The following is a 13,163-nucleotide window of genomic DNA, read 5'->3' as shown; positions in this document are numbered from 1 at the left end:
TGTTCAAGCCCAGCCCGAAAAATCATGCATCTCCCCACGACCATGCAGGCCATCGCCAAGCTGAAGCCCGGCCCCGGGCTCAACCTCATCGAAGTCCCGGTGCCGGTGCCGGGAATCAACGATGTGCTGATCCGAATCAAGCGCACGTCGATCTGCGGCACGGACATCCACATCTACAACTGGGACGCGTGGGCCGCGAAGACGATTCCGGCGCCGATGGTGATCGGTCACGAGTTCGTCGGCGAAGTCGCCGCGGTCGGCTCAAACGTCACCACCTTCCAGATCGGTGAACTCGTCGACGGCGAGGGCCACATCGTGTGCGGTGTCTGCCGCAACTGCCTCGCTGGGCGCCGGCATCTCTGCAAGGACACCAAGGGCGTCGGCGTGAACCGTCCCGGCGCCTTTGCCGAATACCTCTGTCTCCCCTCCAGCAACGCCGTCAAGGTCGACCCGACCATCTCGCTCGATGTGCTGTCGTGCTTCGACCCGCTGGGCAACGCGACGCACACCGCGCTGCAATACGATCTCGTCGGCGAGGACGTCCTCATCACCGGCGCCGGCCCGATCGGCTGCATGGCCGCGGCGATCGCGCAGCAGGCCGGCGCGCGCAAAGTCGTCGTTACTGACGTCAATCCCGACCGGCTCGCCCTGGCCCAGCGCATGGGCGCCACGCGCGTGGTTGACGTGTCCAAGGAAAAACTTCCCGACGTGCAGCACGAGATCGGCATGAAGGAGGGCTTCGACGTCGGGCTCGAGATGTCCGGCAATCCGCGCGCACTGAATGACATGATCGACAACATGGCGCACGGCGGCCGCATCGCCCTGCTCGGCATCATGCCTGAGCGTGCCGCCGTCGATTGGAACAAGGTTGTCTTCAACATGCTCACGATCCGCGGCATCTACGGCCGCGAGATCTACGCCACGTGGTACAAGATGCAGTCGCTGATCCAGCGCGGACTCGACATCACCCCCGTGATCACCCACCGGATGCCGTTCACGGACTTCGAGCGCGGGTTCGAGCTGATGCGCTCGGGCAAGAGCGGCAAGATTGTCCTCAATTGGGAGGTCGCATGACGCCCGCCTACCGCGAGCACCTGCAAGGGATCGCGGCCGAGATCGAGTCGGCCGGACTCACCAAGCGCGAGCGCGTGCTCGCCTCGCCGCAGCGGCCGCAGGCCACCGTTGAGCCAAACGAGTCCGTCCTGAACTTTTGCGCGAACAACTACCTCGGCCTCTCCAATCACCCTGAGGTCATCCGGGCCGCCCAGGCGGCGCTCGACCGCTGGGGTTATGGATTGTCCTCCGTTCGCTTCATCTGCGGCACGCAGCAGATCCATCGCGAGCTCGAAGAGAAGCTCAGCGGGTTTCTGCGCACGGACGCCACGATTCTCTACTCTTCGTGTTTCGACGCGAATGGCGGCGTGTTTGAAACGCTACTGGGGTCCGAGGACGCGGTGATCAGCGACGAGCTGAACCACGCCTCGATCATTGACGGCATTCGGTTGTGCAAGGCGCGCCGCTTCCGCTACCGCAACTGTGACCTGGCCGATCTCGAAGCGAAGCTGCGCGAAGCCGACGCTGGCGGCGCGCGGTTCAAGCTCATCGCGACCGACGGCGTCTTTTCGATGGACGGCTTCATCGCGCCCCTGCGCGAGATCTGCGCCCTCGCCGACCGCTACAACGCCATGGTCATGGTCGACGACAGTCATGCGGTCGGCTTTATCGGCCCGACCGGCCGCGGCACCCCGGAATTGTGCGGCGTCGCCGATCGGATCGATCTCCTGACCGGAACGCTGGGCAAAGCGCTCGGCGGCGCGAGCGGCGGCTACGCGAGCGGACGGAAAGAGATGATCGCGCTGCTCCGCCAGCGTTCGCGGCCCTATCTGTTCTCCAATTCGCTCGCTCCGGTCATTGCCGCTGCGAGTCTCGTCGTGCTCGACCTGCTCGACCGGTCCGACGAGTTGCGGGCCCGGTTGGCCGACAACACGCGGTTCTTTCGCGAAGGCCTCACTGCCGCAGGCCTGACGATCCGCCCCGGCACGCATCCGATCGTGCCGGTCATGCTCGGCGACGCCGTCCTCGCGCAGGAGTTCGCCGCACGAATGCTGGCGCGCGGCATCTTCGTGGTGGGCTTCTTTTTCCCGGTCGTGCCGCTCGGAGCGGCGCGCATCCGGGTGCAGGTGAGCGCCGCGCATACGCGCGACGATCTCGAGCGGGCCATCGCCGCCTTCACCGCCGTCGCCGACGAGTTGGGCTGCCGTCGGCGCGGGCCTGGCTGACATCTGACATCGCGGTCGCCGCCTTCGAAGAGATCGATTCGGGATCGACCCGCTGGAAGAGGACGTGTCGTCAACGCGAGGTCCCGCCCAGTCTTCCTGCGCTTACGCGCAGGGCCACGTTTCGGTCGTGGCCCGCTCCGTGAGGAGCGGGAGTATCTTCACGTCGTGCACCAGGCGCACCGCAATGGCGCGTCTGATCCTTCTGACGTAGGTGGGACGTTCATGCTCCGTGGCACCGGACTCCCGCCCGTGGGTCGCCTCAGGTAACTGTTCGGTTACGCAGCGTTGACAGCCGGCCCCCCGTGGGCTTGCTTCGCCCACGCCCTGCCCCTCCCCTTCGCCTCCCGTGAAAGCCTCTCCCTCAGCCGCGGACCGCGTCGAACATCTGCTTTCCGCCCCGCCGCCCCTGGCGCTGGAGGCCGTCCGCCAACTGGGCGGCGATTTTACGGTGCTCGGCGTCGGCGGCAAGATGGGCACCACCGTGGCGTTGATGTTGCGCCGGACGCTCGACGCCATCGGCCAGCCGCACCGGACGGTCACCGGCGTTTCGCGTTTCACTCGCTCGACCCTGCCAGCTGAACTGAGCGCGCAGGGCATCCACCCCGTGGCCTGCGATCTCAGCGATGCCCAACAGGTGTCCCGGCTGCCCTCCGCCGAGAACGTCATCTTTCTGGCCGGCCAAAAATTCGGCACCGACTCGTCCCCGGGGTCGACCTGGGTGCAGAACACCATCGTCCCCACCCTCGTCGCACAGCACTATGCCGGCGCGCGGCTCGTCGCGTTTTCCACCGGCTGCGTCTACCCGTTCGTCCCGGTGAACGGCCCGGGCGCAAGCGAATCGGACCCGGTGGCTTTTCTCGGCGAATACGCGAGCTCCTGCGTCGCGCGGGAGCGGCTCTTCACCCACTACGCCGGACTTCATGACACCCGGCTGCTGCTGTTCCGGCTGAACTATTCGGTCGAGCTGCGCTATGGCGTGCTCGTCGACATCGCGGCGCACGTCCATCGCGGCAACCCTGTCGACGTCACGACCGGCTGGTTCAACTGCATCTGGCAGGGCGACGCCTGCGCGCGCGCAATCGCCAGCCTGCAATACGCCAGTTCGCCCGTGCGCATTCTGAACGTCACCGGACCGGAGAAGCTCTCGGTCCGCGCCGTCGCGACCGAGTTCGGCCGGCTGCTCGGCCGCGCCCCTGTCTTCGTAGGACGCGAGGCGGAGACCGCCTGGCTCGCGGACGCCAGTGAATCCATCCGGCTCTTCGGTCCGCCCACAGTCTCAGTGTCCCAGATGATGACGCAGATCGCCGACTATCTTCGCACCGGCGGCGAGTTGCTGGGCAAGCCCACGCATTTCGAATCGCGGACCGGCACGTTCTAGCGCCATGGACATCCGCCAACATCTCCTCGCCGGCCAGGCGATCCCGGCGCATCCGCTGGCGCTCGATGCCGGGCGACGGTTCTCCGAGCGGCATCAACGCGCGCTCACCCGCTACTACCTCGCGTCGGGCGTGGGCGGTCTGGCGGTCGCCGTGCATTCAACCCAGTTCGAGATTCGCGAACCGCGCCACGGCCTGCTGCGCCCCGTGCTCGAACTCGCCGCCGAGACGGCTGCCGCCACGCTGGCCCACGCACCGCGACCGGTCGCCCTGATCGCCGGTGTCTGTGGCCCCACCAGCCAGGCGGTGGCCGAGGCTACTCAGGCGCGCGCACTCGGCTACCACGCCGTGCTGGTCAGCATGGCCGCCTTGAACGCCGCACCCACAGCCGTGGTCGTCGACCACCTTCGCGCCGTTGCCGAAATCCTCCCGATCATCGGGTTCTATTTGCAGCCCGTCGTCGGCGGACGCGTTTTCGACGTCGGTTTCTGGCGGGCCGTCCTCGAGATTGAGAATGTCGTCGCCATCAAGATCGCTCCGTTCAACCGCTACCAGACGCTCGACGTGGTCCGCGCCGCCGTCGAGACCGGTCGCGACGATGTCGCGCTCTACACGGGCAACGACGATGCGATCGTGGCCGATCTGCTGACGCCGTTTACGTTCACGCGCCAGGGTCGTCGGCACATCGTCGGCGGACTGTTGGGTCACTGGGGCGTCTGGACACAGGCCGCCGTCCAGCTGTTTCGTCAGATCCGAGGTGCCGATCCCCACCAACGCAATCCTGCCGACTGGTGGGAGCTGGCCGCCGCGGTCACCGACATGAACGCCGCCGTATTCGATGCGGCTCATCGCTTCGCCGGCTGCATTCCCGGCATTCTCGAAGTGCTCCGCCGGCAAGGGCTCGTGCCGACGAACCACTGTCTTAATCCCGACGAGACGCTTTCGCCCGGCCAGGCCGCGGAGCTGACCCGCGTGACCGCGGCTTATCCCGCGCTCGTCGACGACGCGTTCGTCGCCGCGCACCGCGACGAGTGGCTGCGCTGACCTGCCCTGCCATGCCGCTTCGCATTGGTATCGTCGGCCTCGATTCCTCGCATGCCGTCTCGCTGGTCCGGCGCTGCAACGTTCGCGATGCCGACTCGCCCGTCCGTGTGATCGCCGGCTGGCCCGGCGGGTCCTCGGATGCGCCGCTCAGCGCCGAGCGCGTCATCGGGTTCACCGACGAGGTCCGCGATCGGTGCGGAGTCGAGATTCTGGAGTCACCTGAGGCGGTCGCCACCGCCGTCGATGCCGTCGCGATTTTGTCGATGGATGGGCGCAACCATGCGCAACTCTTTGCGCGCGTCGCCTCATTCCGCCGGCCGGTGTTCGTCAACAAACCGCTGGCGACGAGTCGCCACGACGCCGAGCGGATCGCGGAGACGGCGCGCAAGCATGGCGTCCGCTGGTTCTCGGCGTCGGCGCTACGGCTTGCCGCCGTTTCCGCGCCACCGGCGCGCCGCGTTACCGTGCAGTGCCCGCTGTGGTTCGAACCCGCGAACGTCGGCTGGTTCTGGTACGGCATCCACGGCATCGAACTCGCCGCTGCCGTTTGTGGCCGCGGCATTTCCGCCGTGCGGTTGGAAACGTTCCCGGATCGCGAGTTGCTCCATCTCGAATGGCGCGACGGCCATACCGGCACAGTCGTCGGTCTGCTCAATCGCGACGCAGCGTTCACGTACGCCTGCGATGACGCGACCGCGGTGCCGGTCGGGGCCCACGCCGATCGGCTGGAGCAGGCGATGCTCGACTTCTTCGCCGGCGCCGATGCTCCTGTCACGACCGCTGACACGCTGGAAGTCATCGCCTGCGTGGCAGCGGCCAATGCCAGCCGCGCTTCCGACGGCCGCCGGATCAGCCTGTAATCCCTCATGAATCCGTCCGCCGCGCTCCCCGAGTCCTGCGAGCAGCTGCTCGCGCAAATGGTCGCGTTCGACACCGTCAATGCTCGTTACGCCGGCCGCGCGAGTGGCGAGCCGGCACTCGCCGCTCACCTCGAGGCGATCGCGACCGCGTGGGGGTTCACCTGTCGGCGGCTGCCGGTCACTGACGGACTCTTCAATTTGCTGATCCAGCACGAGCCGGTGCCAGGCGGCGAGTGGCTGTTGTTCGAGAGTCACCTTGACACCGTCAGCGCTGCGGGCATGACCGTGCCTCCCTTCGCAGTGAGTTCCGACGCCACCCGGCTCTTCGGTCGCGGCGTGTGTGACACCAAGGGCTCCGGCGCCGCGATGCTCTGGGCCCTTCGCTCGTTGCGCAGCGAACCAAGCCTGCGACGCAACATCGGTGTGCTGTTCACGGTGGACGAAGAAGCGGGCATGACGGGTGCCGGGACCTTCGCGCGGGCGACGTTGCCGCAATGGCCGGGACCGCTGCTGGGCATCATCGTCGGCGAGCCGACGGAGCTCCAGCCGGTGATCGCGCACAACGGACTCGTTCGCTGGACGACCGTCACGCGCGGGCGAGCGGCGCACTCGGCCGATCCCGCCCAAGGCCGCTCCGCCATCAGCGCGATGGTGCGCGTCATCGAGGCGCTCGAGTCGCAGTATGTTCCGGGCGTGGCCACGCGCATCGATCCGCTAACCGGCGCGGCCGCGTGCAGCATCAACGTTATCCGGGGCGGCACGCAGGTGAACATCGTGCCCGAGCGTTGCGAGATCGACGTCGACCGGCGCCTGGTCCCCGGCGAATCCCCTGCGGAGGCACTGGCCGCACGCGATCGCGTGCTAGCCCCGCTTGCGCGGGGGAGCGCTCCGGTGGAGTTCGAGCACCTGCCGCTCTTCGGCATTCCTCCGTTGAGCAGCGAACCGAACCTGCCGCTCTTGCGCCGGTTCGCTCCGGTGCTCACACGCCACGGAAGCGACGCCACTGCGCGTGGCGTCCGCTATGCGACCAACGCCAGTCACTATGCGACCGCCAGCGTTCCCGTGATCGTGCTGGGGCCGGGCTCGATTACTCAGGCGCACACCGCCGACGAATGGCTGTCCCGTGACCAGCTCGACCGCGCGACGCGGCTTTACGCCGCGCTGATGACCGGTTGATCTCTCCTCCTGCCGGATGCCTCCGCGTCGCTCCACCTCCTCGCCTGCTGATTCCAGTCCCGTGCGGAACCGTTTGCTGCGGGCCGCCACCACGCTGTTTGCCAAGTCCGGCTACGATGGCACGACCGTCGACGAGGTCGTCGCCGCGGCACGCGTAAACAAACGGATGGTCTATCATTATTTCGGCGACAAGCAGCGGCTCTACCAGGCGGTGCTCGCCGAAGCCTATCGCTCGCTCGAGGTGGTGGAAACCGCCGTGACCAGCCACGAGAGCAGACTGGAGACGCTGACCGAACAGATCGTCCGTCGCTACTTCGACTTTCTGCGCGAGCATCCCAAGTTCGTGCGACTGCTGCTCTGGGAGAATCTCAACGAAGGCCGCGCACTCCGCCGTTTCGGCTTCAAACTCACCAAGGATCCCATGCTCGGCGCCCTGGAGCGGTTCCTGCAGGAGGGCGTCGCCGCCGGCCGGATTCGCGCCGACATGGACGCCCGCCATTTGCTGATCAGCCTCATCGGACTTTGCCAGATCTACAGCTCGAATCGCTACACGCTGTCGCAGGCGCTCGGGCTTGACCTCGCCGTCGACGCCGTGCGTGAGCAAGGCATCCGGCACGTCACCCGGCTGCTGCTCGAAGGCATCACCGCTGCCGGCGCGCGTCGCTCCCGCTAAAACATCACGCTCCCGCCATGACCGTCGCCGCCCCCCTCACCGATTTGCTCCATCGCTATCCCGAGTTGCGCGTCTGTGCTGAGCAAATCTCGCGCGCCGACACCGCGCTCCGGACCTGTTTCGCCGCGCAGGGCAAACTGCTGCTTTGCGGCAACGGCGGCAGCGCGGCGGATTGCGAGCACATTGCTGCCGAGCTGCTCAAGGGGTTCATGTCCAAGCGCCCGCTTTCGGCCGGGGACCGACAGCGCCTGCCTGCCGGCATCGGCGAACGCCTACAGGGCGGCCTGCCGGCGATCCCGTTATGCGGCTTTCCCGGATTCGGCACGGCGTTTCTCAACGACGTCGATCCGCAGCTGATCTACGCGCAACTCACCTGGGTGCTGGGCCGGCCCGGCGATGTCCTGCTCGCGTTGTCCACCTCCGGCACCTCACCCAACGTCTGCCGCGCCGTCGAAACCGCGCGCGCGTGCGGACTGGTGACGATCGGCCTGACCGGCCGCACCGGCGGCGATCTCACGCGGCTCACCGACATCTGCATCAACGTGCCGGCCGACGAGACCTACCGGATTCAGGAATATCATCTGCCGATCTACCACTGCCTGTGCCGCTCGCTCGAACAGGCGTTTTTCCCGTCGCCGTCACACGGCGTTTGAGCTGGGTGACCACGGGCCAACCGCGACGCTCACGGTCCGGGCAGCGGAACGCGTGAGCGTTTCGCGATGGCGCCGGAGACGGAAAGCTCATGCTTTTCCCCACCCGGCGCAGGCCATGCACAAAAGACGGACTCAGCTCCGCGACGCCTGCGCTCCCCAGCGCCAGAGGATCGGCTCCAACACACCGAATTGATCGGTGAGCAATCCTTCGTAGCCGCAGGGTCGGTCGTCCCAATACCGCCAGTCCACGCCGCTCTGATTTCCGCCAAACACGCGTGCATCGGCAAACCCGACGCAGAGCCGCTTCAGCAGTCGATCGGCTTCACGCGTAAGTCCACAGCGATATAGGCCCATGATCAGATGCCGCGTCTGCGAGTGGGTGCGACCGCCGTTCTGGTAGTAGCCCAGTGGATAGCCTTGCATGATGTCGGCCAGATCAAAGTCCGGAATCGGCCACAGATTGCCGGGCATCCCCAGTGCTGCATCCGGCATCCGCACACGCGCCGCTTCCGTGAGCAAGCGTCGCAGCATCACGCGGGCTTCCGCGCCTTCGATCAGTCCGACCGCGACCGCCGCTCCGTTGATGGGCAGGAAGGCATAGTCGTGCAACTTTCCCGCACGGCAGCGCCAGCCCGCTAGCCAGCCGGTTTGTTCGTTCCAGAACGCGGCCCGGTAGTTCAGTTTCAACCGCTCGGCCCATGCACGCAGCGTCCGTGCTTCCGCTTTCTCGTCGCAGCGCTCCAGCCCTCCTTCGAGCGCGCCGAGCGCTCCGTAGAGAATCGCGTTCGCAAAGGCGTCCTTCCAACCAAACGAGATCACGTCGAACCAGCACGTGCTCCATTGGCTCGTGCCGCTCACTCCCGTGCGATAGGCGCTTTCGATCAAGCCATCGCCATCGAGATCGCGTTGCTCCGCCGCCCGCAACTTCGCGGTGATCCAGGGACGATATTCCCGAAACCAGCCCCGGGTCGCCGTCTGCCGCAGAAAGTTGCCGAGCCCGAGCAACGCTGACGCGCCCGTCATCAGATATTCGTCGTCGGCATCGTGCGCCCGCCCGCCCTGTAGCAATCGACCGGCGGCATAGCCCGGTCCTCCCGTCAGCCAGCGTTCGAGCGAGAGCCGCAGAAACTCGGTCGCCGGCAGTCCCGGAAACACCTCGCCCAGCCCGGGTGCGATCGCCGACCACGTGTCCATGCAGATCGGGCAATGCATCGACGCGCCGTTGTTGCTCAGCGTCGCCGTATCGCTCCGAAACGTCAGCGCGGTCCATCGCGTCCGCGCCACCGCCCGTTTCGCCACCGCCGGAGCGCTCGCGTGCAGCAGGGCTCCGGGGCGATGCGGCGTCAGCGTGAAGATCGCGCGGTGCGTCCCCGCCGGCAATCGGTACATGCCTTCCGGCGTGCGCTCTTCGCCAACCTTGAGTTCGAGCGTGTTCACGTCCTGGCTGCGCCGGCAGTCGCTGCGCGCCCAGCCGGCCGGCGACGAACTGCGGATGTCCCACGAACCAAATGCCGGCAGCGTGAGCAGCGCGGGCAGCGCCACGGCTCCGCTCTCGCCGTCCATCAACAGCCGGCCGAGCACCTGCGAGGGGCTCGCGCTGTTGCGTAATCCGATCTGCCACGCCGCGCTGTGCCATGCGAACAGCGCACGCTCGGCCGAACGCTCGGCGCGCAGTTCGAGTCCTTGCGAACTCACCCGCCACGTCAGCGTGTAGTGTTGCCCACCCGTGGAGAACGCATACCGCACCGTCGCGCCTTTCACGCGAACCGCGCCTTCAAGATCGCAGCGCACCGCCGGCGCAATGAGCGGGGGCGCGCCGAGAGGATGCAGCTGCGGCCCCTGATGAAACAGCGGCGGCCGCGTCGTCAGCAGGTTGATCCCCGCATTCGCGTCGTCCTCGACGTGCAGTCCGAAAAACGAGAACCCTGGGCGACCCACCGCAAAGCCCACTTCGAACTCGCGCGTACGATAGCGCACCGAACCGTCGCGCACCTCCGCCGTGACACCCCGCGGCAGCCCGGACAGCTCCACGCTTTCGAGCGTGAGCAGCCGTTCCTGGCGCGGCGCGATCGGCACCAGCAACTCGCCCTCCAGCACAAACGCCGACATCGCGAGATTCCATGGCGTCCATCCATCATCGATCCCTGAGCGCCGCACTTCGAGGATCACCCCGGAAACCGTCATCTGCGGCAGCTTGATCCAGCGAACCGCACCCACGGCCGGCGCGCGCAGATCATCTCCCCGCCACACTTCACGCCAGCGACCACCGGTCCAGCCCAGCACGCGCAGCGAAGTGACCCAATCGAGGTCCTGCCGGCTTCCGCATTTGTGGTACCCCTGCCCGCGGCGCAGCCCGAGCCGCAGCAGTTTCGCCTCACCGTGCAACCGCACGACGCGCTGATGCACGATGCGTTTTTTGGCCATCTCGCGCTCGCCCGGCAAACGGCCGGTCCAGACTGCGCGCCCCGTATCGAGCCGCGCGTCAGTGAAGAGATCGCCCATCGGCGGCTCGTGGTCGGAAAGGGCCAGCAGGTCCTGCGTCATCGAGGGAGTTTCGCGTTGGTGAGGGTGTGAATTGCTCCGGCGGCATGCACGCGAGCGGAGGCGCCCCGCGGGAGCGGCCGGTCGATAGATTAAAGCAACACTAACGAAGCGAACATGTATGGTTTGGGATTTGTTTGGTGTCCACTGGGGTTTTGGCCGCTTTGCAATTGCCTCGTCCCGACCGCGTTTTCATCTCGCCATCATGTCCGCCACCCCAACCCGTTCGCTCGCCCTCGCTACCGTGCACGTTCCGCTCCGCGCCGAACCGGCCGAGCTCACCGCCGCCAGCGAACTGGCGCGGCTGACCAACGCACGCGTCAGCGCCGGTGCCAATCCCGGCCGCGGCGTATCCGTGGCCCTGGCGTCACGCCGCTGGGCACGCCGGCTGCCCGCGGCCGTGCGCGACCACTCTGCCTGGATGTGGCTCCGCATCACGCCCGAGGGCACGGGCGAGATCTGCGCGACGCACGGCTCATTTCTCTACGCCGCCGTGCGGCTGCTGGCGCACGGCATTACGGAACTGAGTCAGGAAAAGCTCGCGCGCGGCGTGCTGCTGCCCGCGACGTTCGGCTGGCATCGTCCGCTCTTCGATGCCTGCTACGCGCAATACTGGCGTTCCGCCCGCAATTTCGACCGCGACCGCTACGCCGCCACGCTGGCCGAGTCGGGTTTCACGCATCTCGAGGTCAACAGTCTGCAAGCGCACCTCCCCCACGAGGACTTCGTGCCGTTCGAGTACTATCCGCAGTTCTACACGTACGCGCCCGGGTTCAACCACTTCGTCGATACCGAGCTGACGCGCGGCATCTGGCCGGCGTTCTACCTCGACGCGAATCTCAACCACCTGAAGGGTCTGGCCGAGATCGGCCGTCGCTACGGACTGAAACCCGGGGTGTGCATGTTCGAGCCGCGTTCGATGCCCGAGCGCTTCTTCGTGAAGTATCCCACGCTGCGCGGCGCGCGGGTCGATCACCCGTTCCGCTCACGGCTGCCGCGCTACACGATGGCCCAGGACCACCCGATCGTGCGGCGCCACTACCGCGAAGCGCTGCAGGCGCTGATGCGAGCCGTGCCCGACCTCAGCTACATGTCCGTGTGGACCAACGACAGCGGCGCCGGCTTCGAGCACACCGCTTCGCTCTACGTCGGACGCAATGGCGGACCGTACATGATCCGCGAGTGGCGCAACCACGACAAGGTCGCCGAAGCCGCCGGTCAGAGCATCGTTCGCTACCTGCACAATCTCCGCACCGCCGCCGCCGAGATCAATCCGGACTTCGACGTGATTCTCCGCATCGAGCCGTTCAAGGTGGAGCACGACCACATCAAGCGCGGCATGAACGAGCACGTCACGTGGGAGGCGCCATCGCTTCTCGTCCGTGGTTACGCGCTGCCTTATCCGCACCCCAAATATCCCGAGAACACCGGCGTCGCCGGCAGCATCTTCCACTCGTGGCTCGACGCGACTGAAGCCAAGCCGCTCGCGGCCTCGCGCGAACAGGGGGCCGAGCCGGCGCTGAACTATGCCGCCTCGGGCGTGAACAATCACGAGCCGTTGCTCGGTCTGCCTTTCCCGCATCTGCTCCACCAGAAGCTCACCGCGATGCGCCAGCTCGGTATTCAGCGCGCGAGCTGCATGGGAGGGTTGTCCAATGCGCCGCAGGCGCCCTATTGGCCCAACGCCGCGGTGATCCAGGCGGTGCAATTCTTCCCGGAGAAACCAATCGACACCGTGCTCGACGAGCTTGCGACGCGCTGCGTCGGAGCGGAGCACGCGAGTGCGCTTACCGCTGCCTGGCGCGAATTCGAGGACGCGCTGGTCTGGCAGCCCCAGGTCGGACTCTACTGCGTGTTCGGCTTCTGCTGGCAGCGCACGTGGGACCGCCCCATCGTGCCCGACATCGAGGCAATTCCCGCAAGCGAGCGGGCCTACTACGAGCGCCACGGCTGCTTCCAGCACAACAACCCCAGCCTCGGCGATCTTGGCAAGGATGTCCTCTTTGACCTGATGACGCGCGAGTCTGCCGCGAAGATGAGCGGTGACATGGATCGCCAACTCCTGCCGCGCGTACGCCGCCTGCGCCAGAAATTGGAGAGACTCGCCCAGCGCACGAGCGGGCAATCGCAGGCGGTCTTCGCCGATCTGCGTGATCGTGTCCGTGCCTATCAACACTGGGCCACCGCGCTGCGCAACGTCTGCGCGTGGTGTGATTGCGTCTACAGCTACCTCGCGAGTCCGCGAGCTGCCGGCCGTCGTGCCCAGCAGAAACGGTTGCAGGCAGTGATCGATCTCGATCTCGCCAACACGTGTGAACTGATCGAACTGCTCGAAACCACCAAGTCGGAGGTGATCGTCGTCTCCCAGGTCGCCGACAACACTTTCATGTACGGCGAAAACCTCGTGGAAAATCTGCGCACGAAACTTCGGCTCACCGAGAAGTACCGGCATCTGCCGCCGCGAATCGATCCCAACGCCTACTGGCGTCCCATTCCCGGCACGCACTGGCCGAAGGGCTGGGCCTGAGCGCGTGCGCCTGCCCCAGTTCGTCCGATCTGAT

Annotated in this window: 10 protein-coding genes; 9 read left to right on the top strand and 1 reads right to left on the bottom strand. The window is 66.6% G+C overall.

The window, feature by feature from the left end:
- Positions 1 to 24 precede the first annotated feature (24 nt).
- From tdh to OTER_RS14770, 8 genes are all read left to right on the top strand, one after another.
- Positions 25 to 1,074, top strand: coding sequence for an L-threonine 3-dehydrogenase (tdh, locus tag OTER_RS14805; protein ID WP_012375739.1), 1,050 nt, complete (start codon positions 25 to 27; stop codon positions 1,072 to 1,074).
- A complete protein-coding gene (locus OTER_RS14800; RefSeq protein ID WP_012375738.1) occupies positions 1,071 to 2,279 on the top strand; it encodes a glycine C-acetyltransferase in 1,209 nt (402 codons plus the stop codon). The genes tdh and OTER_RS14800 overlap by 4 nt, the downstream gene beginning before the upstream one ends.
- A gap of 346 nt (positions 2,280 to 2,625) precedes the next feature.
- Positions 2,626 to 3,657 carry an NAD-dependent epimerase/dehydratase family protein gene (locus OTER_RS14795; protein WP_012375737.1) on the top strand — a complete coding sequence of 344 codons (1,032 nt, stop codon included), beginning with the start codon at positions 2,626 to 2,628 and terminating at the stop codon, positions 3,655 to 3,657.
- Positions 3,658 to 3,661: 4 nt separating this feature from the next.
- A complete protein-coding gene (locus tag OTER_RS14790) occupies positions 3,662 to 4,699 on the top strand; it encodes a dihydrodipicolinate synthase family protein (protein WP_012375736.1) in 1,038 nt (345 codons plus the stop codon).
- Positions 4,700 to 4,710: 11 nt separating this feature from the next.
- Positions 4,711 to 5,559, top strand: coding sequence for a Gfo/Idh/MocA family oxidoreductase (locus OTER_RS14785; protein WP_012375735.1), 849 nt, complete (start codon positions 4,711 to 4,713; stop codon positions 5,557 to 5,559).
- A gap of 6 nt (positions 5,560 to 5,565) precedes the next feature.
- Entirely contained in the window at positions 5,566 to 6,735 is a 1,170-nt protein-coding gene (locus OTER_RS14780; RefSeq protein WP_012375734.1) for a M20 family metallopeptidase, read from the top strand.
- A 16-nt stretch (positions 6,736 to 6,751) separates the two neighbouring features.
- Positions 6,752 to 7,408, top strand: coding sequence for a TetR/AcrR family transcriptional regulator (locus OTER_RS14775; protein ID WP_012375733.1), 657 nt, complete (start codon positions 6,752 to 6,754; stop codon positions 7,406 to 7,408).
- A 17-nt stretch (positions 7,409 to 7,425) separates the two neighbouring features.
- Positions 7,426 to 8,061 carry a D-sedoheptulose-7-phosphate isomerase gene (locus OTER_RS14770; protein ID WP_012375732.1) on the top strand — a complete coding sequence of 212 codons (636 nt, stop codon included), beginning with the start codon at positions 7,426 to 7,428 and terminating at the stop codon, positions 8,059 to 8,061.
- 132 nt (positions 8,062 to 8,193) lie between these two features.
- Here OTER_RS14770 and OTER_RS14765 read toward each other — a convergent pair whose 3' ends face one another.
- Complete coding sequence (locus OTER_RS14765; RefSeq protein ID WP_012375731.1) at positions 8,194 to 10,605, bottom strand: glucosidase family protein; 2,412 nt, start codon at positions 10,603 to 10,605, stop codon at positions 8,194 to 8,196.
- Positions 10,606 to 10,807: 202 nt separating this feature from the next.
- On the opposite strand from OTER_RS14765, the gene OTER_RS14760 reads away from it, so the two are divergent.
- Positions 10,808 to 13,129, top strand: a complete 2,322-nt coding sequence (locus tag OTER_RS14760) for a hypothetical protein (RefSeq protein ID WP_052300391.1) — start codon at positions 10,808 to 10,810, stop codon at positions 13,127 to 13,129.
- Positions 13,130 to 13,163 lie beyond the last annotated feature (34 nt).

Source organism: Opitutus terrae PB90-1 (assembly GCF_000019965.1).
GTDB lineage: Bacteria > Verrucomicrobiota > Verrucomicrobiia > Opitutales > Opitutaceae > Opitutus > Opitutus terrae.
Note: the sequence above shows the minus strand (reverse complement) of the source record. Positions and strands in the feature narration are given on the sequence as shown.